This is a genomic window from Bacillus sp. SRB_331 (assembly GCF_003264175.1).
In the GTDB taxonomy this organism is placed as follows: domain Bacteria; phylum Bacillota; class Bacilli; order Bacillales; family Bacillaceae_G; genus Bacillus_A; species Bacillus_A mycoides.
Genome location: NZ_NADV01000045.1, coordinates 7527 through 28934, shown reverse-complemented (window position 1 = coordinate 28934; position 21408 = coordinate 7527). Strand labels below are relative to the sequence as shown.

The 21408-nt window shown below is 32.7% G+C and carries 18 protein-coding genes and 1 pseudogene; 6 read left to right on the top strand and 13 right to left on the bottom strand.

Annotated features, from left to right (window positions below; genetic code table 11):
* Positions 1–393: 393 nt before the first annotated feature.
* Positions 394–921, bottom strand: coding sequence for a spore coat protein (locus B5P42_RS26780; protein ID WP_113735634.1), 528 nt, complete (start codon positions 919–921; stop codon positions 394–396).
* Between the two features lie 1135 nt (positions 922–2056).
* Here B5P42_RS26780 and B5P42_RS26775 point away from each other — a divergent pair.
* Positions 2057–2488: a GNAT family N-acetyltransferase gene (locus B5P42_RS26775; protein WP_113735633.1), complete on the top strand. Its 432-nt coding sequence runs from the start codon at positions 2057–2059 to the stop codon at positions 2486–2488.
* 220 nt (positions 2489–2708) lie between these two features.
* On the opposite strand, the gene B5P42_RS26770 is transcribed toward B5P42_RS26775, so the two are convergent.
* The 4 genes from B5P42_RS26770 to B5P42_RS26750 form a co-directional block, all read right to left on the bottom strand.
* Positions 2709–4049 carry a BC_2427 family protein gene (locus B5P42_RS26770; protein ID WP_113735632.1) on the bottom strand — a complete coding sequence of 447 codons (1341 nt, stop codon included), beginning with the start codon at positions 4047–4049 and terminating at the stop codon, positions 2709–2711.
* Positions 4050–4176: 127 nt separating this feature from the next.
* Positions 4177–4872, bottom strand: a complete 696-nt coding sequence (locus B5P42_RS26760; protein ID WP_113735631.1) for a CsxC family protein — start codon at positions 4870–4872, stop codon at positions 4177–4179.
* Positions 4873–5422: 550 nt separating this feature from the next.
* Positions 5423–6193 carry a GNAT family N-acetyltransferase gene (locus tag B5P42_RS26755; RefSeq protein ID WP_113735630.1) on the bottom strand — a complete coding sequence of 257 codons (771 nt, stop codon included), beginning with the start codon at positions 6191–6193 and terminating at the stop codon, positions 5423–5425.
* A 266-nt stretch (positions 6194–6459) separates the two neighbouring features.
* Entirely contained in the window at positions 6460–7239 is a 780-nt protein-coding gene (locus tag B5P42_RS26750; RefSeq protein WP_113735629.1) for a BC_2878 family exosporium-associated protein, read from the bottom strand.
* Between the two features lie 255 nt (positions 7240–7494).
* On the opposite strand from B5P42_RS26750, the gene B5P42_RS26745 reads away from it, so the two are divergent.
* On the top strand, positions 7495–7815 hold the full coding sequence (locus B5P42_RS26745) for a hypothetical protein (RefSeq protein ID WP_078184981.1): 321 nt from the start codon (positions 7495–7497) through the stop codon (positions 7813–7815).
* A gap of 54 nt (positions 7816–7869) precedes the next feature.
* Here the strand turns inward: B5P42_RS26745 and B5P42_RS26740 are convergent, their stop codons facing one another.
* The 5 genes and pseudogenes from B5P42_RS26740 to B5P42_RS26720 form a co-directional block, all read right to left on the bottom strand.
* The gene (locus B5P42_RS26740; RefSeq protein ID WP_012261118.1) at positions 7870–9405 is read right to left on the bottom strand and encodes an MDR family MFS transporter; all 1536 of its coding nucleotides are present in this window, start codon (positions 9403–9405) and stop codon (positions 7870–7872) included.
* A 23-nt stretch (positions 9406–9428) separates the two neighbouring features.
* Positions 9429–10136: a polymer-forming cytoskeletal protein gene (locus B5P42_RS26735; protein ID WP_016101229.1), complete on the bottom strand. Its 708-nt coding sequence runs from the start codon at positions 10134–10136 to the stop codon at positions 9429–9431.
* Positions 10137–10161: 25 nt separating this feature from the next.
* Positions 10162–10872 carry a bactofilin family protein gene (locus B5P42_RS26730; RefSeq protein WP_002189907.1) on the bottom strand — a complete coding sequence of 237 codons (711 nt, stop codon included), beginning with the start codon at positions 10870–10872 and terminating at the stop codon, positions 10162–10164.
* A gap of 13 nt (positions 10873–10885) precedes the next feature.
* Positions 10886–11509, bottom strand: a complete 624-nt coding sequence (locus B5P42_RS26725; RefSeq protein WP_113735628.1) for a YhbD family protein — start codon at positions 11507–11509, stop codon at positions 10886–10888.
* A gap of 158 nt (positions 11510–11667) precedes the next feature.
* A pseudogene (locus tag B5P42_RS26720) lies at positions 11668–13444 on the bottom strand (ABC transporter substrate-binding protein).
* 62 nt (positions 13445–13506) lie between these two features.
* Between B5P42_RS26720 and B5P42_RS26715 the strand changes: the two are divergent.
* Positions 13507–14712, top strand: a complete 1206-nt coding sequence (locus tag B5P42_RS26715; protein ID WP_113735626.1) for an MDR family MFS transporter — start codon at positions 13507–13509, stop codon at positions 14710–14712.
* 15 nt (positions 14713–14727) lie between these two features.
* On the opposite strand, the gene B5P42_RS26710 is transcribed toward B5P42_RS26715, so the two are convergent.
* The 3 genes from B5P42_RS26710 to B5P42_RS26700 form a co-directional block, all read right to left on the bottom strand.
* Positions 14728–15432, bottom strand: a complete 705-nt coding sequence (locus tag B5P42_RS26710; RefSeq protein WP_113735625.1) for a YjgB family protein — start codon at positions 15430–15432, stop codon at positions 14728–14730.
* A 24-nt stretch (positions 15433–15456) separates the two neighbouring features.
* A complete protein-coding gene (locus B5P42_RS26705; RefSeq protein WP_113735624.1) occupies positions 15457–16302 on the bottom strand; it encodes a DUF5700 domain-containing putative Zn-dependent protease in 846 nt (281 codons plus the stop codon).
* A gap of 364 nt (positions 16303–16666) precedes the next feature.
* Positions 16667–17488, bottom strand: a complete 822-nt coding sequence (locus B5P42_RS26700; protein WP_113735623.1) for a UTP--glucose-1-phosphate uridylyltransferase — start codon at positions 17486–17488, stop codon at positions 16667–16669.
* Positions 17489–17681: 193 nt separating this feature from the next.
* On the opposite strand from B5P42_RS26700, the gene B5P42_RS26695 reads away from it, so the two are divergent.
* Genes B5P42_RS26695 through B5P42_RS26685 form a run of 3 tightly spaced genes read left to right on the top strand, consistent with a single transcriptional unit; the run spans position 17682 to position 21115 of the window.
* Positions 17682–18971, top strand: a complete 1290-nt coding sequence (locus B5P42_RS26695; RefSeq protein ID WP_098777990.1) for a UDP-glucose dehydrogenase family protein — start codon at positions 17682–17684, stop codon at positions 18969–18971.
* The gene (locus B5P42_RS26690; protein WP_113735622.1) at positions 18968–19921 is read left to right on the top strand and encodes an NAD-dependent epimerase/dehydratase family protein; all 954 of its coding nucleotides are present in this window, start codon (positions 18968–18970) and stop codon (positions 19919–19921) included. Before B5P42_RS26695 ends, B5P42_RS26690 begins: the two co-directional genes overlap by 4 nt.
* 3 nt (positions 19922–19924) lie before the next feature.
* Entirely contained in the window at positions 19925–21115 is a 1191-nt protein-coding gene (locus tag B5P42_RS26685) for a glycosyltransferase family 4 protein (protein WP_113735621.1), read from the top strand.
* Positions 21116–21408 lie beyond the last annotated feature (293 nt).

Here is a 21408-nt window from a genome sequence, read left to right as displayed (position 1 = left end):
AAGGAAGAAAATTTGTTTAAATCATCCATTTACAATATTCACTCCAATCAATTTTCTGTAAAAACTCCAAATAACTACCAGCATTATATGTAATTTAATAAAAATTGCTTGGACAACTAACTTAATCTTCTATTTCCACTTCTTTTTACTAATAAAATCAAAAAGCTGGCTTCTAATAAGAAGACAGCTTTCCTTCACATAAACATAAGTTTCATTTACTTTTAAATAATGTATTTAACTTTTACTATTGTGTAGTTTTCCACACTTACTTTCCCATTAATCTTGAATGTTAATTCAGTCATAATAAGAAGTCCAAGCTTGTACCACATATTACAACAAAAAATATTTACTTAGAATGAACCTTTATAGCTAAATATAAACAGGTTAGAAACTTTATAAAATGTTTAGTTTAACTAATAAAGCTAATAAAATTTGAAGGAGAATTTGAATATTCACTGCAATATCTGTATCAGTAGTTGTTACGGATATGTTTCTGGAATTTTTAATAAGCAATTTTTGTCTATTAATTTGTTTAATAGATGATTTTTGAAATAATTCTTGTGTTATTTTATCTGCTTTTTCACTATCTGCTATAGAAATACTTACTACAACCACAATAGCTGCTTGTAATGCTGCTTGGATAGATAACGCTGCTTTTGTATCTGTAGTAGTAACTTGTACATCTGCTGAATCAACTATTTCAATATATTCCTCAGAAACTTGATCGATTTCATCTGTTTGTATAGCTTCTTCTAAAAAATTTGAATTTTTACTAAATGAATAAGAATTTAATGGTTCAGAATCCTGATTTATTGATTCAGAATCCACTTTTTTGGGTTCGCAATCCTTTTTTATTGGCTCAGAATCCCGATTTAATGGATCCCGGTTTTTCTTTCGTCTACAAACTTCACAATCACACATAAAATCACCCCTTTTAGTCTAAAAAATTAGCAATATTAAAATATTGGCTAACTACTAGTATTTTATGTATTTTTTAAAAATTTGTTTGGACAAGTAACTTAATCTTCTACTTTACTTTTACTTCTTTTTTCTAAAAACAAAAAGCCGCCTTCTAATAAGAAGACAGCTCTCTTTTATTTCACATTTTCATAAACTTCATTTGGTTTCCTTAGCATCAACTATAAACCCTAATCCTGCGTTTACAAAACCAGCAACTTATTTACATTTACTTTGCTGAACATTTGGCCATAGCAACATTTTCAAATGGCTTACCAATTTCATGTGTAGGACCATAGTCACGCTTTTCATACGAAAGAGTGACTTTTATTTCCTTACGCATCATCCAAAATTACCTATATATACATGCCCTCCTCCTGTATTGCTGTTTTTTTGATGCTAGCTGCTCTTACTCTAGACTAGATTTCATACAATATAGTCAGCACTATCTTATGACCTGGGCTCATCACTTTAGTTATAAAAATGTAAGTATATCCTATAACCTTTTTCAGGAATCATCCATAATTTATTTCCGAAAAAGTACTTTGTTTTACTGAAAGGTGTTTGAGGAAACAACCGCCTTTTTATTTGTAACAAAATAAAAATTTTATACAAAAGACACATAATTATATACACTTAACTTCATATGATATATTGCATCCTTTCTTTTTAGAGTAAATAGTCGTTACAGAAGGGCACTTTCCGAAGTGCTCTTACTTTAATACCTTTTCCTTTTTTCCTTTTCAGGAGGAGCTTTTTACTAAATCCTAATACGATTTTTATTACTTAGGCTGGCAATTATTACATTTCCTTTATAGTTTCAATTAATACAGCAGCTACTAATTAATATAACCCTATGTTCTCTATAAGCTTAAACAATAATGCATTACCGAACGCGCAAACTAATTTTCCCTTTAACTTTGTAAAACCAAATTCACAAGGTTGTTATCCTCTATTTGGTGAAGCCATCATTTCAATACCAACAAACTCACAACTTCAACTAATAAAACAAACGTTATTATATCCAGGTTCGTTTGATCTATTATCTTTTGCTCTATATAATGAAAATAGCGCACCCGTATTCCGAAGGAGGATGCATATGAGTATTCAACTGGCTACATCAAATGATTTAGAATGGATTAATAATCAATATGAATCGATAGGGTTTGTACGAAGTGATTTAAAGCGGGATACAGTTGCGATCATTACATACAACAATGAGTACGCAGGTGTTGGACGACTAGTCCAAATAGATGAAGATACTATAGAAATGGGTGGGATTTTTGTTCTCCCTAAATTTAGAGGGCTACAATTAGCTGGGGAACTTGTTTCATTTTTAGTACAAACTGCGAAAAAATTACAAGTACAAAATGTATATTGTCTTCCTTTTGAGGAACTAGAAAACTTTTATAAGAAATATGGCTATACTGGGGTCGATACTACGAAAGAAGTTGTCCATCCAATTATTCTAAAAAAATATAGTTGGTGTTTGGATAATTACGATAAACATGTTTTATTATTTAAATTGTAAGTTTTCTAAACTAGGAATGAATACTCGCTGTATTTCACCACATGTTTTAACAAAGATTCATCACGTTTACCTTATTTTAAAGCAATCCATCATTATTATTCCCCCCTCTAGTCCTAATACATGTTAGTTAGCTTGTTTGCAAACTTGCTAGCACATTTTTTATTTTTTTCTATTACATACTTTCGAAAAAATTCCAGCTGATTGATAGAGAAATAATCATTTATCTAATCCGCACCCAAACTTCCTGTTCTTGTAATAATTGCACAGTTAATTCCAATACAAGGTTTTGTATTAACTGATACGCGTTATCATGCGGTGTACTTCGTTCCGATATAAATTCAATACATTGAAAAATATAACCTTCTACGAGTAAGCTCCCTTTTTCAATTTTAGATGGATTATTTCCTTTCCTTATTATTTTTGGTAATAAAAACTCTTTTTTTGTTAAAATAATTTCCTGTGACACTTCTTTTATTTCTATAACCTTTTCTTTAAATACCACTTTTTCTCGTAAATTAATTTCACCTTTATATTTCCCTATTTCTATTGGGAATTTCGCAGGTATATAATTATTTACTCCTCCTTCATCTTCCTTATCTAAAATTATACCGTGTATAGGGATCCACGAAGATGTTCCTACCCAATTCTCTTCCATATTACTTTTTATTTTTTGATTAGAAAGTTCTAAAAGCACTCTCTTTTCATAAAGGTTTGAAGAAACTAAATTACAATTAACTTCTCCATGATAATGTTGCACTGTAGTTAATAACTTAGCATCCAATTCACGACCCCTTTCATCTTTTTGATTCCGAAATACAAATACTTCTTGATTTTTCACATTCATATTAGGGAATTTTATAAAACTAGTCACATCTGAAATAATAGAAAATGGGGTTTTTACTACTATTGAACGTACTGAGGTCTCTATTTTCGATTCTGAATCTAGACGTTTTTTCTTTGACTCTGTTTCTTTACTCTTTTTCTCGGATTTAACTGCTTCTTCTTTTTTTGACTTTGTTTCTTTACTTTCTTTCTCTGATTCAATTGTTTCTTCTTCTTTTTTTGACTCTGTTTTTTTGCTTTCTTTCTCTAATTCAATTGTTTCTTCTTCTTTTTCCGACTCAGTTTCTTTACTTTCTTTCTCTAATTCAATCGCTTTATCTTCCTTTTTTGATTCTGTTTCTTTATTTTCTTTCTCTAATTCAATTACTTCTTCTTCTTTTTTTGATTCTGTTTCTTTACTTTCTTTCTCTAATTCAATCGCTTTATCTCCCTTTTTTGATTCTGTTTCTTTATTTTCTTTCTCTAATTCAATTACTTCTTCTTCTTTTTTTGATTCTGTTTCTTTACTTTCTTTCTCTAATTCAATCGCTTTATCTTCTTTTTTTGATTCTGTTTCTTTACTTTCTTTCTTTAATTCAATTGCTTTATCTTCTTTCTCTAATTCTGTTTCTTCACTTTTTTCCTTTTTTCTTATTTCGCGTGAATCATCTTGAACATTCAGCTTTTTCCCTTTATAAACTTTGTTCCATATTTCCTGACCAACCCATGGATTTTTCATCACCATCCCCCCGTCTAATGAAATTCATAAAAATATGTTTTTTGTACGCGACCATTTCATCATTATATATGTTTTATAAAACTAAAAAAGACATTGTCTTTTTATCAAAGACAATGCTTTTTTAGTTTTATACTTGTACTTGTTGTACTTGTAAAACTTTTAAAGTAAGATCTAGTACAATTTTTTCACGAAGAGTATCAAATGGTTCGTTTAGGTCTGTTGGACAAGGTGAAAAGTCTAATTCAAAAAATTGAGCGCTGACTAATTCGCAATACGGTTGTTCATTATAAAACACTGTATTTTCGAAGAAGTATTTGTCTAAACGTGGTAGATCCCCATTTTTAGGATTAATAAAGTGAGATGTAGTATCTGAGGAAGAAGCTACTATAGCTTGTGATAGAAAATCACCAGCTGTTAAATCAGCAAAACCAGAAAATGGAACATTAGCAATGCGGTCATATAGCACACCATTACACTCGTCATTTGCATATTCAATATTTTTACGAATATATCCTTGTACAAATAATTTTGCTCTTGTAACTCGGCGGTAAGGTGTACCTGGTACTGGAGTAAATGCTACAGGAACTAACTTACATTGTGTTAAAAATGCATTTTTTAAGATACGTTTAATTTCAACCGCTGGAGGATCTAATCGAATATCAGATTCTACAACAATTTGAATCGTTCTTTCTGCTAATACAACCGGTATTTTTACAATTGGTGCTCCTGGAGTAGTAATTGGCGTTGCAGCTGCATCACTTAATGGTGTTTGGGTTTGTCCTACTACCTGACATGGTACATTAATTGGACATTGTTCACTCATATTTTATAATCTCCTTTATAAAAAAATTTAGAGTTTTTCAACTCTCTATACTGTATATGTACTTTTTCTATTAATGCGTGGGTTTGTATCATAGTCACTTTTATCATTTGCAAAATAAGAGATTCATTTCTTCTGGATAGTTAAAAACACATAAATTAATATACGTAGCCTATACTGATATCTACCTATATAAAATAGAATTTCTCGACTTTTTTATGATAGAGCTAATAGGTGTTCCAAAATTAATTTTTCAAGAGTTTTTTATTCTATCTAACAAAGGATACATTTAATAAGAACCATTTACCAACTTAATACTATCCACAAAATAGAACATCACGACTATTGTCCCCTTTTATAAAAAAATAAAAACCGACTAAAAAAGCCGGTTTTTATACTCAATAGATTATAAAATCTCCTTATTATTGAACTAATTATTTTATTCTCTAATGTTTCCATTGGAGTTTTTAACAACGCAATCGAAACTTTCTAGTCATTTGTCTTTCCCTTTTTAAATGCTTTATTTTGTACAAATCTTACAATCCCTGCTCATTCATCTATTATCCACAAAATAAGTGTCATATGCCTTGTCAAAAACATATCCTAGTTTTTCTGCTAGTTTGGCAGATGTCGTATTCGCTGCATCCCAGTTTGGATATATGCCTTTTTCTAAACAGTCCAAGATTAACGCTGCACTAACTATAGTTGCTAATCCTTTTCTTCTATGATTGTGATCAGTCGTAAGTTCAATTTCAATGCCATTATCATAAATGCTATACGATGATGCACCGCATACAACTTCTCCTTTGTACAAAATACTATAACCTATACCTCGGTTTATATAATCTTCTACCGATTGAAATTGACTTGTAAAATCTTCAGAAAGCTTATGTAGTGTATAATTATTTGCGATGTGTTCATCTATTCTTCGTAATTCGTATCCTTTTGGAAGCGCTGATATAAAAGATTGTAATTTTGAACGATCAAAAACTTCCGAATTCCGTTTGAATTTATAGCGTAAAAACTTATCTATTTTTCTTTCGTAAAATGTTTCTAAACGCTTTTTCCACTCATCACCATTTACGATTACTAACATTCTATCAGGAATATTACGTAATAATTCTTCTGTTTCTTTCGCATTCGAATCCCCAGTGTAAAATGTGAAAATCCCTACCGTAACTTGCGCTACTGTTGGATTTTCAAGATCATTTACCCAAGCCTCTCCCATATGTCCTTGTATATAGGACAGTAAAACAACATTATTAAAATCCTTAAACATAGATACTAATTTTTCTCTTGTATGTATATTCGCTTCATATATCATTTACATTCCTGCTTTCGTTAGAATCAATGTACTTCTACTTTTTTTTCATAAGTCCTTTTATTCTACGTATAAGCAAACGTCTACTAAACTCCATATAATTATAAATTATTCATAAATATAAAATTATTATAACATCTAATAATTAGTAAATGACTGCCCAGTATAAAGGTTAACAGATAATATACTTAATAATAATTCGTAATCTATAATCTTTTATTATGTAAAAACCCTCAACATTGGTTTAAGGGTTCATTTAAGTATATATGTTATAACTCATTCTTATAAACAAATGATTCTGTTCCTCCATTTTTATATACTTTAGTCAATTTAACAATTGACTTGTACGTATTATTGTCATTCGTTACCATCTTTTTCATCTCTTCTATTTCAGCATTACCAGTTCCACTCACTATTTTTAAACAGTTCGCAATGTTGAAGTATCCACTTGATGCGAAAAGAATAATAAACGTAATATCAGGGAAATTAATGAACAGTAATCCGAAGTTCAAAGGATTTGAAGCCGTATCCGATAATATCAATCGAAAATCTAATAGTTCTGGCACTTGAACAAAATCTTTAGAAACTATCGCTTCACCTACTATTGTAATTTGCTTTACTACATTCCCAAGTTCATCTGTAAATTCAATACATCTAGGCGCATCAATTGTTTTTGCTTGTAGAGATAAATTCAATTCAGAATTATAAAAGTCGAAAAAGAGTGTACTTCCCTCCGTTAAACAATGTGGACAAACATTTCCAAGGAGACTAAAATCCTCTTCAATAAATTTAACTTTCGCTTTACAACTACACACTTTTCCTATTCGAATCGCATCAATCTTTGAACAATCTACAAAAATAACATCATTGTCCTCTTGTACAAATGACACGATACCTTTCATCTTGTTAAATGAAAGAAAATAGGATACAAAAATTTCCTTTCCGGCTATTACGATACTCTCAACCTTAGTAAAAGGTTCTAGACTTTGTAAAAATTCACATATACTATTTTGACAACATTGACAATTTCGTTTCGGTTCGCAATCCACTTACATTCAATCCCTTCCCTATATGTTTTTATCTAATACACATAATATGAGCGGGATATATGAAAAGTTTGGACAATATAATTTTAACGTAAGGATATAATTAGTTACGCCTAACATCAATATGGAAATTACACCAATAATAAGTAATAACACATAATTTTTACTATAAATACATATAACAATTTCATCTTTCAATGAAAAAGCGTTATAATGAGATGCAGCCTCTAAGATTACGTAATAAAGGAGATTAAAACAATGACTAAAATTAAAGTATATCAAGCAAAAGAAGAAAATATGGAAGCAGTAAAAAACATCATTGATGTTGAGGAACAAAACCCAACTGCTGAGAACTTACAAAATCTATATACATGTGTATTAGATACTGAAGATATGGCATTACCTGAATCATACGTTGAAGAAGATATCTTAATTGATTCTATGGAAGTTATGGTTAACGCTTCTCAAAGCAAGCTAAGAGACTTAGGTACATATGATGTAATCGAAGTTCAAAACAAAGGTAAGAAAACACAAATTTTATTATTAGCAGACGAAGAATACGAAATTATCGAAGGCTAATTCGACTCCGTACATATGAAAAAGCTCCTTTCAAAATTGAAAGGAGCTTTTTCTTTACGCTTTTGATGTTTCACTTTTCACCTTGTTTTGTTCTTTTTTATATACCATGCGCTCATTTCCCATAAAGAAAACGAATACGAACGCTAAACTTGCGGGGACTAACGCCCACATAAATGTCTGAACGATTGAACTAGAGAGAGCTTCAATAATTTTATCTAATATTTGCGGCGGAATTTGAGATCTTGCCGATTCTGATAGAATAGCTCTTGAATCTCCTAAAGCGTTTGTATTCATTCCTCCGCTCATACCTTTAAACGATTCTTCTAATTGATCCTGGAAACCAGTTCTTTGAATCATCCCGAAGATTGTAATACCAAGTGTCATACCTAATGAACGAATGAAGTTACTCGTTGAAGTCGCAGAACCGCGTTGCTCCATACCGAAGTTATGAATAGCAGCCATACTTAGTACAGAGAATGAGAAACCAACTCCAAAACCGATAATAACCATATAAATTGTTAATAATATACGACTTGTTTCTGGCGTTAATGTACTTAATAAGAATAATCCGATTAGCATAATTACAGCAGAAATAATCATAATGTTTCGGTAGCTAAGTTTCGATGTTAAAAATCCACCTAACTGCGCTGTAACTACTGATCCTAACATCATTGGTAATAACAATAATCCTGAGTTTGTTGCCGTACCACCGTATACACCTTGAATAAATAACGGAATGTACACAGTTGCTGACATAAATGCCGCCCCGTAACATAAGGCAATAATTGTACTCATTCCGAATAGACGTTGTTTAAACATCTCAAATGAAATGATTGGTTCTTCTACTTTTCGTTCAATAACAATAAAAGCAATTACTAAAATAGCGAACCCAGCAAATAAACTTAAAATAAAGCTAGAATCCCAATCATACTTTTGTCCGCCTAATTCTAAGGCGAACATTAAACAAACTACTGCACCAACTAAAGTAATTGCGCCAAACCAATCAATCTTTTGTTCTCTATGAACTCGTGACTCTTTATAAAATAATGTAATAAAAATAAGTGCCAAAATTCCAAGTGGTAAGTTAATATAAAACACCCAGTGCCAGCTAATATAATCCGTAATATATGCGCCAAGTAATGGCCCGAAAATACTTGATAAACCAAATACTGCTCCGAATAAACCACCCATTTTCCCGCGCTTTTCTGGAGGGAAAATATCAAAAACGATAGTAAATGCGATCGGCACTAGTGCCCCGCCGCCAATACCTTGAATGGCACGATAAATACCTAACTGTGTAATATTTTCAGCAGTTCCACAAAGTGCCGAACCAATCATAAAGACGATTAAACCGAAAATAAAGAATCTCTTTCTACCATACATATCTGATAGTTTACCGAAAATCGGCATACCTGCCATTTCTGCGACCATATAGGCAGAAACGACCCATACAAAGTTTTCAAGGCCTCCTAAATCACCAACGATTGTTCCCATCGCTGTTACGACAATGGTATTATCCATTGATGCCATTAAAATCCCTAGCAATAAGCCCGCCACAACAAAGCCGAGCTTATTATTCTTCTCAACCATAACCTTGCTCTCCCTCATACTACTTATATTTGTTTATGTTCTTTTACGACTGCATTACCTTTCTGATTAAAACTAGTATGATATTCTACTACACTAATTTCACAGCCAGGGCCAATTATAACATGATTTCCTCTTACTACGTCTGCTATTGTATGTTCTAAATAAATATCATCCCCTTCAATAATTGATGTTTGAAGGCTTCCTGCATGACTTGTAAAAGGAATAAATCTCGCTTTTTTACGTACTGTAATCTTTTTCCCACCGATTTCTCTCACTTTACTTCCTTCATAACGAAGTGAGATTTCAATATTTTCAGCATTAAGCAAACCATCACTTTCAAGACCACCAGTTAGTAATAATTCCTCTACTTCTATATCTCCCTTTACATTTAAAGCGCCTTTCACATCTACGAAATCACCGGATAGCTTCCCTTTAAATTCTATCATACCTCTAACTTTTGTTTTATTAATTTGTCCGTCGCCTTGTACTTGGGCATTGCCATATACTTTTACATATTCCGCCTCCATATTCCCCTGTACTTCACTATCTCCATACACGACATAATTTTTCGCTTTCATATTGCCACGTACTTCACTCGTACCATACGTTTTAAAATCATTACAACTCATATGATTAGAGATTGTTCCTTCGCCGCGTATCTTTACTTTGTTATAATCTCCACCTGCTGAGCTACCTGATCCATTTACAGTAAGACTATGTTGATTTTCCATACCGATTCCTCTCTCCCTTTTAAACTTAAACTTGCTTAATTTCTTTTACATTTGCGCTTTTATCAACAGTAAGAACCCCAGTATATTCAATTAGTTCAATCTCACAGTTCGGCCCTACAGTAACATTGTTTCCCCTTACTGTTTTAATGTGAGCATAATCAATATCGATATTGTCACCTTCTAGCAGTTCAGCTTCTAACTGTAAGCCAAATACTGTTTTAAATAGTCTACTAAAAGCACTCAATCTATGTTTTACTTTAATGGTTTGGCCACCAATTTCTTTCGCTCTACATGTACCATGAATATTTATATTAATTTCATCTGCGCTTAATAATCCACCAACTGTAAATTGCCCTTCTGAAGAAAAAATATCAACTTCACAATTACCATCAATCGTAGCTTGACCATTGATTTTAAATTCTTCACCAGTTACATTACCACCTATCGTCCCTTTTCCTGCAATTTTTAAAGTGGTCGCCTTTACATCTTGTGTAATTGTCCCTTTCCCATCGATTCGCATCATTTCTGCACTAACTGTACCCTCAACTTTACCTGATCCGCTAATTCTCGCATCGCTACTTTTCAAATCACCAGTAACAATTCCGTAACCATTACATTCAAATTGGTCGCACTCAACGTTTCCATTAACAGTTCCTTTTCCATTTAGTTGCACTTTATGAAACTCTCCACCGTTTGATGAACCATATCCGTTTATTATTAAATTTTCTGTACGCATTATTTCTCCTCCACTACAACAGTTTAGTTTTTAATGCTTCGGTAAATTTCATAATTGCTACACGTAAAACAATCTTTGTTCCCTTTTCAAAAATTAAATCCTCAACGCTTGATACTAAGAAGCATGTAGAAATCCCTAACTTCCGAATAATAACTAAGTCACAATTTTTATGTTTAATCGCTTCATAATTTTCACGTAAAACTTGTAAAACCATTTTCCCTTCTTCTAAACTAACATCTCCTGATTGAAGAAGTTCTTCTAACACGTGTACATAAAGAATATCTGCAAATTGAAAATCTGCCGTTTTGTTCGTTTGCTCCATGAAAAATTGTAAAACAGATTCTGATGTAATCTCTTTACGGATGAGATCTTCTTTTGCTAAAAGAATCTCTGTTACGCTCGGTGAAAACATATTTGCTAATTCATCAAGTGATAAATCCTCTTTCATCGTTTGGATTTTATCAATACGTTCTAATATCTTTTCTTTCGGAAAAAATGTTTCCTGACCTGTGAACGTTGACTTCCGTACAAACCAATCTTCCGGTATTAAATTTTTTCTCTTCCACCTATATAACTGCCCGTATGAAATACCAGTTAGTTCTAATAAATCTTTTTTTGAAATTAAATCTGTACTCAACTGTATGTCACTCCTTCCTGATAACAATGTAACATAACACTGTTACGCTGTAAACAGACTTTTATAACAAATAGCGTAACAGTGTGTGAAACAAACCTGACTTACATACAAAAAAGGTTCTTACACATATCTTTAAAATGCGCAAGAACCTATATATTTCAATCTTTAAACCATATATCATAAAAATCAATCCAGCCTTGTGAATTAATCGTTATATTTTGTATTTTTTCGTGTGAACTTACCCGCTGTTTATTGCGATATAAAGGAATGATATGCATTTCACGTAACAGTGTGCCCTCAATATCGCGTAACAGTGTCATCCGTTTCTCTAATTGATTTTCTGTAAAATAAGGCTGCAATACTTCGTTAAATCTTATATTGCTATGCTGATGAATAAAGCTATTTTTTGTAAGAAACATATATAGTAAACTATCTTCTATCCGTTCGCTAATCGTCGCACTATCGTGCATTATATCAGCCTTTTGTATCGTACTTGTTTGTAATAACTCTTTTGTTTCAAGTAAAACGACTTCAATAGTAACGCCATACTTCGCACACTCGTTTTGTATCCAATATGAGTCTTCAACATGATCTTGTTCTGTAAATGTATATAGTCGCAGTGTTTCATTACGGTAAGAGCTCTCTTTAATAAGCGTATATATATCCTCATTTATATGTATTGTATCACCCTTTGTTAGAAGCAATTCTTCTGCTATTTCTCCGCGCGCTCCTTGCAATTCCTCAATAAGCGCATTGCTATGAATGATTTTATATAGAGCTTTCCGAAACATCGTGTTTTGCATAGGTCCTTCTTTGGCGGTATTTAATGTAATGTATGTTACATTCGACTCCAGTCTAGTTAGTTCTTTATGATGCTTTTCTATATTGTTATAATGTGCTTTCGCTAAAATATCGCACGTATTTACGCTGTGCTCTACATTCCATAATTCAATTCGATCGAGAAATGGTCGCTCGCGAAAATATAAATCATTTGCTTCTAATACGAATACATCCTCATTCTTTTCACATAATCGAAACGGTCCAGTACCGATTAACCTTCCATCTCCATCTTCATTTACAATAGAACACTGTTCTGTACTTAAAGCATGTAAAAACAGCTTATTATCTGTAGATAAACGAATCTGCACAATGTAGTCATCAAGAATATGTAAACTTTCAACGTGCTGTAACATCCACGCATGCGGATTATTTTTCGCTTTCAAGAATCGTTTAAATGTATGTACAACGTCATAAGCAGTAAATTCTTTCCTGTTATGAAACTGAACACCTTTTCGTAAGTAGAAGGTCCATATATATTTCTGGTCATCATATTCCCAATAAAACGCAAGTCTTGGCTCTACACTGTTTGTATTTCCGTCTATATACACTAACGTGTCGTATATATGTTTTACCATATGACATTCCGAACGCATCGTAGCGTATACAGGATCTAATGCAATATCTAGATTCATTTGGACTTGCAAACGTAGCACATCTCTTCTCCCTTTAGATGTCCTTTCGACTTGATAACCGAATATCGAATCAATCCACGTTTGAAATTGCGTTTGAAGTGATGGAAAATACGAGCTATATCTTTCAATAAATGCACTTCCACTTTTTACGTCCCCTTGTTTCGTTATTTCTTTTCCTCTTTCTAAAATTAATAAAAGTGGATGTTTTTGAAATAACAACTTTGAACGATTCCCTCTTCCTCGGCCAGGAAACCACACAATCCAATGTAATTCCTCTAATTTTTTTATGATTAGTTTACTATTCCGCTCTGTACAAAATAATGTTTCGGATATATTTTGTATTGTTATTTCTAATTGCTCCCCCTCTGCTCTCCCTTTTCCATACTGGAGCCATAGGTGCATATATTGCTCCAAAATGCTCATAAAACGCCCCCCTAAAAGATGAAAAATCTCCCCCTTTCATTCTACCCTTTTTCATTTGTAGCTTCCATCTTATCATTTTAATATAGAAAGGAGGAATTAGAAATGAATCATCTTTTAAAACGTTATAACAGGCCAATCCTCATTCGGTTGTTCGGTGAATTGTTAGTCCGGACGACTGAAGCGATGTTAGCTATCATTTTTATTGTTCACGTTAATAAAGCGTTAAATGGTAATGTCATCGTTACAATGCTTCTTTTCGGATTACAGCCTCTCGCTGATATTGTGTTTACATTAATCGCTGGGGGTGTAACAGATAAATACGGCCGAAAGAAAATAATGTTACTCGGATTACTTTTACAAGCTTTTGCCGTAAGCGGCTTCGTTTTTGCTGAATCGGTCGCCTTTTTCGCCTTATTGTATGTAGTAAATGGTATTGGACGCTCTTTATATATTCCGGCACAGCGAGCACAAATCGCTGACTTAACGAAGGAAGAACAACAGGCAGAAATATTTGCTGTTCTGCATACTACGGGAGCAATCGGCTCTGTAATTGGCCCATTAATCGGCGCCTTTTTCTATACTAGTCACCCTGAGTATTTATTTATTTTGCAAGGTGTAGCCCTTACGCTATATGCTATTCTCGTTTGGACGCAGCTTCCTGAAACAGCTCCACTCATGAAAAACGTTAATAAAACTAAAGAAGTATATTCGCCAAAACAATTTATTTCAAAGCATTACGCTGTGTTTGGACTTATGGTTTCTACGCTACCGATTAGTTTTTTCTACGCCCAAACCGAATCAAATTATCGTATATTCGCCGAAAGTGTATTTCCAAATTTTCTATTTGTACTCGTGTTTATCTCAACTTGTAAAGCTGTCATGGAAGTGATTCTCCAAATTTCCCTTGTGAAATGGTCTGAACAGTTTTCTATGCCTAAAATCATTGTTATTTCCTATACTTGCTATACGTTAGCTGCGATTGGCTACGGTTATTCTACAACAATATGGTCATTATTCTTTACATTGCTCTTTTTAGTAATAGGGGAAAGTATCGCTTTAAATCATTTATTACGATTCGTTTCACAAATCGCTCCAAGTCATAGACGCGGACTGTACTTTTCTATTTACGGTATACATTGGGATATTTCAAGAACTTGTGGCCCTTTTATAGGCGCTCTATTATTAAGCAAATTTAACGGCAGCACTTTATTTTATATTTGTGCCTTCTTATTAATAATCGGTGGTATCATTCAATCTGTTTTTGTTCAAACGTTAGAAAGAAACCGAGCAAAAGAGCTGTCCCTATAGGAACAGCTCTTTCATTTATCCTGCCATTTTATTAATACTATCCTCCGGTGAGAACACAGAAATATGATTTACTTTACCGGTTGATTTTGGAATAACAAATTTCAACTCAAACTGGTTATTTACTTTATAAACGTATATTTTGTCATTACCATTTTCTTTAACTGACGCTGGTTTTCCTAAAGCCTTTTCAATTTCTTGTAACGTAATCGATTTAAGTTCTGAATGGTAAGAGCGAACATCAAAGACTTGCGATCCTTTATTAAATCCAAATGCAACATTTTTATTTGTAAAAGTTGCATACATCCCGTTTCCTGCTTGATCAGTTTTATCTGCTTTTCCCCAAGCTTTTTCTATTTCCTCGATGTCACCTGTATGTGCTGCATATGGTACGTTAGGTACTTTACCTTCTTTCGCTTGCTCAAATAAATCTTTTACATGGTTAATTGATTTTTGATTAAGCACTGTATTTTTCGTATTAGACTCCGTTGAAGGTTTTACCGAATCTTGACCTTTTGGTTTTTCCACAGACTCTTTCTCTTTTTTCGAAGCGGTGTCCTCATTCTTTTTACCCGTTTCTGATGTATCGCTCTTTTTTTCCGTACTATTTTCTGATGTTGAATTAGTTTGTTTCTTTTCCTCAGCGTTATTACACGCGGTTAAAGCCGCTACACACGTTAAAGTTAGGAATACTATAAGCACTTTCATATATACTTTCATCATTTTCAGCCTCCCTCTTCAACATATTCACTTTTGCAACCATTCCATAACACTACTCTTCAAATTATTTTTGCTCCAAAAAGTAAGTGCTTCGGTTTCTCCGAAAGTATGGACTATATACTCTATATATGATGTTCCTAAAAAATAACCAAGTCGGTTGTATCCGAAATAGGTCCCTCCTGATAAACGGAACCATTCTTTCTCTTTTTCATCTGTCCACCCTTTAATATAATCTTGTGAAAAATGTTTCTTAATTTGATCTTTATGTTCTTCATAGCAATACAACCAATCATCACCATCATTATCATATGAATAATAGACTGATTTACTTAATCCTTTAGCTATTATTTGCGATAAATATGTCGCGACTCCCTCACGATATAAACTAACCGCTGCATCAGTCCATTGTGCTTTAGTCCAATCCATTCCACTCTCTTGCAATACGAAATTATGATATATATGACCGATTTCATGGGCAACGATAACACGAAGATGCTCCCTTTCAGGAGATAATTTTTCTGCCGCAAGAAATATATCCCCCATAATATCTCTTTTTACAAATGCATTGGAACCAAATCCACCTACAAATAGATGAAAAGTCAAATCTATATTAAAACCAAATTGAATGCGATACTCCTCACTAATTTCTTGAATAATAGATGGTAAAGTATCCGAAATAATACGAATGTCTTCTAGTTTTTCCGGATACTTTTTAATTGCACTAGAAAGACGTTCTTCTGTCTTAGGACAATGATAATTAAAATACTCTTCAAATGCTTCTGGATACATATCATAATATTTGTTCAAGTCATGTAATCCTATATCATCGCTTTCCAAAAGCTTCAAAAAGCTTGGAATTGTATTGTTAATCATCTTATTCATCTCCTTGTATACACCTTCTCTCATTACTTATTACAATCCTTCTACTATAACTTAAAAATAATTGTTACAAAATTCAATTTAAATAAAAAAACAGAAAAATTGTCGTTACATAAAAAAGTTCTTTATTAAAAAGTAGTATACATACCACATTTTAATAAAGAACTTTTTTATATCCCATTATTATATACAGTTATTAATAATCTCATTTACACGGTATGAAGTAGAAAGTACATTGAGGTTTTCTTGAGTTCAAAATCATATTTCGCTTTATTCCTGTACTATCAATGATTTAAGTAAGCATATATCCACATTGGAATTTTTCAAGTTCATGTATATTAAGAAATTTCACACCATTTCAATTCATGCTTGTTCTATTTTTTCCATGTATAAAATTAAGAAGTTGAATATAATCATTTTCTTGTCCAATATCGAATCTTTTTCCATCAATAATTTTGCCATACACGTTCTTAGTCATAAGCAAAGACTCTATTGCATCAGTTAGTTGATACTCACCTCCATGTCCAGGCTCAACCTTTTTTAGCAACTGGAATATATTTGGCGTAAAAATATAGCGTCCAATCACCGCAAGATTAGATGGAGGATTTACTTTTGGTTTTTCAACAATATTTGTAATCTGAATATAATCTGCTTTAACACTATTCCCATTTACAATTCCATATCTCCCTAAATCTTCATCTGGTACTGTATGGATACCTAATACACTACTTTTTGTCTCTTCGTATATTTTAATTAGTTGATTTAAGGCAGTTTCTTTATCAGAAATTATGATATCATCTGGCAAAAGTACAGCAAAAGGATGATTACCAATAAATGTTTCTCCTAATTTTATTGCCTCACCAAGTCCTCTCGCATACGGCTGTCTTACATAATGGATTTGAATGTTAGGAATGTTATATTTTTTTAACAATTCGACTTTTTGTTCCCTTTCTAAAAATGCCTCTAGTTCTAATGAATAATCAAAGTAATCAACTATTAAGTTCTTTCTACTTGAAAGAACAATTAATATTTGTTCAATACCTGACTTCATAGCTTCTTCTACAATATAATGAATTGCAGGTTTATTACCTATTGGAAACATTTCTTTCGGAACTACCTTTGTAATAGGAAGACTCCTTGTACCATAACCAGCAGCTGGAATGATCGCTTTTTTTATCATTCCTCTCTCCCCCCTTCTTCAACATATTTTCAATATTATATTCAATAGAACCCTTAACCGCGCATCACAAATTTAAAAAAGGCTCCTATCTCACATCGCTTGTATGAATAGGCCTTTTCATATGTCACCATTCTAACTTGTCCACTAATATACTGTAAAAACTAGTACTAACTTCAGAAAGGTGATTTGCCGTATGAATATATGTATTATAGGATCTGGCTATGTTGGACTCACATCGGCGGCGGTTTTAGCCGATTTAGGTCATTCTATTATTTGTGTAGACAAAAATTATAATAAAATCCAAGCTCTCCAAGGGGGAGAATGCCCAATTTACGAACCAGGTTTAAAAGAGCTTATTTACAAAAATCGAAAACAATTGAAATTCCAACATGATATTAGTCTAGCTATACAACAATCATCAGTTATTTTTATCGCTGTAGGAACACCTTCTACCCCCAGTGGAAAGACAGATTTAAAATATTTATACTCTGTTATTGACCTACTAGTTCCAGAAATAAAAGAGTATAAAACAATTATTACTAAAAGCACAGTTCCACCTGGAACGAATCAACATCTATATGAAATGCTCATTAAAAATGGTGTACCGTCATCCCTATTTAATATTGTTTCTAACCCTGAATTTCTCCGTGAAGGATCTGCTGTTCAAGATATGCTTATTCCGGATAGAACTATTATTGGTATCCAAAAAAATGACACAAAGTCATTAGAAATTATGCAGAATATATATAAAAAGATTAATGCTCCATTCCTTTGTACGGGTTTAAACGAAGCTGAACTGATTAAATATACAGCCAATGCATTTTTGGCTACAAAAATATCTTTTATAAATGAAATCGCCCGGATTTGTGACGCTTATCACATTAATATTAATGAAGTGGCAAAAGGAATCGGCTACGACTTTCGAATTAATCCCCATTTTCTCCAAGCAGGAATGGGATATGGAGGATCGTGCTTCCCAAAAGATTTACATTCACTCATATATACAGCAAATGATAGACAGATAACCGTTCCTATTTTGCAAGCTGTACAATCCATTAATTCTACACAGATTGACCTCTATGTTGAAAAAATTAAAAATACTATAAAAGTACCATCTTCAAAAAAAATAACTATTTTAGGAATTTCCTTCAAACCAAACACTGATGATATTCGTAATTCACTTGCTGTAGAACTTCTTGAAAAATTACTTCCTCTTGGTTACAACCTACATGCGTATGATCCAAAAGCTGCTCTTCCTCCTCATTTGAATAAACAAGTTACACAACATAAAAACCTACAATCCTCAATCACAAATTCTGATTGTATTATTCTTGCCACAGAATGGGACGAATTTAAAAAACTTAATTGGCAAGAAGTCAAACAATTAATGAAAGGATGCACAATTGTGGATGGACGAAATTGTATTGATAAAGATGAAATAGAGCAGTACGGTTTACGCTATATAGGAGTTGGTCGTTCATGAAAATACTTGTAACAGGCGCCGCCGGTTTTATTGGTTCTCATTTATGTCAAGCATTACTTAAAAACAAGTCATATCATGTAGTTGGAATTGATCACTTTATTGGTCCTACCCCAATACCCTTAAAAATAGATAATATTCAGACCCTTCAAACGAATCCGCGATTTCAATTTATAAGAGAAAATATATTAACTACAGATTTACCCAAGCTTTTAAAAGATGTAAAAGTCGTTTATCATCTAGCTGCTATCCCTGGCGTAAGAACAAGCTGGGGAAAGGATTTCGATCCTTATGTAACCAATAATATACTTGCTACACAATATTTACTTGAAGCATGTAAAGAGATAAATTTAGAGAAATTCATTCAGATATCAACATCTTCTGTTTATGGAGAAAAATCCGGGAGGGTGTCTGAAAAATTATTACCGAATCCCCTTTCTCCATATGGTGTCACAAAATTAAGTAGTGAACACCTATGTCATATTTACCACAAAAATTTTCAAATACCAATTGTGATTTTAAGATATTTTACAGTTTATGGACCCAGACAACGACCTGACATGGCATTCCACAGATTAATTAAACAAATACTAGAAAATAAACCTCTCACAATATTTGGTGATGGAACACAAACACGTGATTTTACCTATATCGATGACTGTATACAAGGAACCATAGCTGCTTTAGAGACAAGCGAACATATAGTAGGAGAAGTTATAAATATCGGTGGAACAGAACGATCTTCCATTTTAAATATCATTTCTACACTAGAAAAAATATCAGGTAAATCAGCACATAAAATTTTTCTAAAATCAATTCCTGGCGAACCAAAACAAACATGGGCAGATATATCTAAGGCTAATAAATTATTACAATATCATCCAGTTATTTCTTTGGCTAATGGATTGGAAGCAGAATATAAGTATATAAAACAACTTTATAAAGGAGACTAGTTCATGAAAATCGCATATATATGTACTGAAAAATTACCCTCTCCAGCAATTAGAGGTGGTGCAATTCAAATGATGATTGATGGAGTATCCCCCTATATATGTCAAGAATTCGACCTTACTATTTTTTCCATTTCAGACCCAAGTCTTCCAAAACAATCAACACAAAATAATATTCATTACATGTATTTCCCTCAAATTGAATATGAGCAGAATGTTATAAAAGCACTTCAATCCAATGCTTTTGATATTATACATGTTTTTAATCGTCCAAAAAATATCCCCCTATATAAACAAGCCTCTCCAGGCAGTAAATTTGTATTAGGTCTTCATAATGATATGTTTGCTGAACACAAAATATCTTTCCTTGAAGGCAACCTAATTATTGAAATGGTTACAGCTATCGTTACGGTTAGTAACTATATTAGAGAAACAGTAATTGAAAGATTCCCACAAGCTGAACATAAAATTTCGATCGTCTACTCTGGTGTAAATATAAAAACATCTCCCCCAATTTGGACTCCCAACGGACAAAAAATTAGAAACGAATTTCGGAAAAAATACGCTATCCAAGATAAAAAGGTAATTCTATTTGTCGGTAGATTGACCAAAAATAAAGGACCAGATATACTCATCCATTCTATGAAAGAGGTTATTAAAGCCCATAAAGATGCGGTACTCGTTATAGTTGGAGGTAAATGGTTTAGTGATAACGGAGTAAATAAATATATTAAAAAATTGCATAGTCTCGCTAAACCTATTAAAGAACACGTGCTTTTCACTAAATTTATTCCAGCAAATCAAATTCATAATATATTTTTAATGGGAGATATATTTGTTTGCAGTTCGCAATGGCATGAGCCATTAGCACGTGTTCATTATGAAGCAATGGCTGCTGGAACCCCTATCATTACAACAAACCGTGGTGGAAATGCAGAAGTTATAACAGATGAACATAACGGCTGTTTAATTGAACAATATAATAACCCGAAAGAGTTTTCTAGGCTTATCCAAGGTTTGCTATCTCAACCAGAATTCGCAAAATTGATGGCTCAAAATGGCAGACAGATTGTTGAAAAAAACTTTACATTTATGCATACAGCTAATAAGTTAAAACAAGTATATAAACAAGTTACAATACCAACACACCAACCTGTAAAAAATCTAATGCGACCACTTAAAATTCAAATTATATAAAGAAAAACTTTAATCAGTGTTTTTTTACTCCACTGATTACTAGTTGAAACACTCGGATTTTTACAGGCCGTTAATGCGTGAGAAAGTTAAACTTACTGAAGAATATATTTATCCTTTACTTCAACCTCTTATTTAGTATATAAATTTCATAAAATGAACAATAGCATAAGACAAATCCCCCCTAATATAAAGGGGGGATTTGTCTTATGCATCGTCTTCTTCGTCTTCTTCATCTTCGTCTTCGTCTTCTTCTTCTTCGTCTTCTTCGTCTTCTTCTTCTTCTTCTTCGTCTT

Bases quoted from the DNA above. Each gene is read 5' to 3' on its own strand.
- B5P42_RS26700 (WP_113735623.1), bottom strand. From the start codon at position 17,488: ATGATAAAAAAAGCGATCATTCCAGCTGCTGGTTATGGTACAAGGAGT.
- B5P42_RS26695 (WP_098777990.1), top strand. From the start codon at position 17,682: ATGAATATATGTATTATAGGATCTGGCTATGTTGGACTCACATCGGCG.
- B5P42_RS26715 (WP_113735626.1), top strand. From the start codon at position 13,507: ATGAATCATCTTTTAAAACGTTATAACAGGCCAATCCTCATTCGGTTG.
- B5P42_RS26710 (WP_113735625.1), bottom strand. From the start codon at position 15,432: ATGATGAAAGTATATATGAAAGTGCTTATAGTATTCCTAACTTTAACG.
- B5P42_RS26735 (WP_016101229.1), bottom strand. From the start codon at position 10,136: ATGGAAAATCAACATAGTCTTACTGTAAATGGATCAGGTAGCTCAGCA.
- B5P42_RS26730 (WP_002189907.1), bottom strand. From the start codon at position 10,872: ATGCGTACAGAAAATTTAATAATAAACGGATATGGTTCATCAAACGGT.
- B5P42_RS26740 (WP_012261118.1), bottom strand. From the start codon at position 9,405: ATGGTTGAGAAGAATAATAAGCTCGGCTTTGTTGTGGCGGGCTTATTG.
- B5P42_RS26775 (WP_113735633.1), top strand. From the start codon at position 2,057: ATGAGTATTCAACTGGCTACATCAAATGATTTAGAATGGATTAATAAT.
- B5P42_RS26690 (WP_113735622.1), top strand. From the start codon at position 18,968: ATGAAAATACTTGTAACAGGCGCCGCCGGTTTTATTGGTTCTCATTTA.
- B5P42_RS26760 (WP_113735631.1), bottom strand. From the start codon at position 4,872: ATGAGTGAACAATGTCCAATTAATGTACCATGTCAGGTAGTAGGACAA.
- B5P42_RS26745 (WP_078184981.1), top strand. From the start codon at position 7,495: ATGACTAAAATTAAAGTATATCAAGCAAAAGAAGAAAATATGGAAGCA.
- B5P42_RS26770 (WP_113735632.1), bottom strand. From the start codon at position 4,049: ATGAAAAATCCATGGGTTGGTCAGGAAATATGGAACAAAGTTTATAAA.
- B5P42_RS26685 (WP_113735621.1), top strand. From the start codon at position 19,925: ATGAAAATCGCATATATATGTACTGAAAAATTACCCTCTCCAGCAATT.
- B5P42_RS26780 (WP_113735634.1), bottom strand. From the start codon at position 921: ATGTGTGATTGTGAAGTTTGTAGACGAAAGAAAAACCGGGATCCATTA.
- B5P42_RS26755 (WP_113735630.1), bottom strand. From the start codon at position 6,193: ATGATATATGAAGCGAATATACATACAAGAGAAAAATTAGTATCTATG.
- B5P42_RS26705 (WP_113735624.1), bottom strand. From the start codon at position 16,302: ATGATTAACAATACAATTCCAAGCTTTTTGAAGCTTTTGGAAAGCGAT.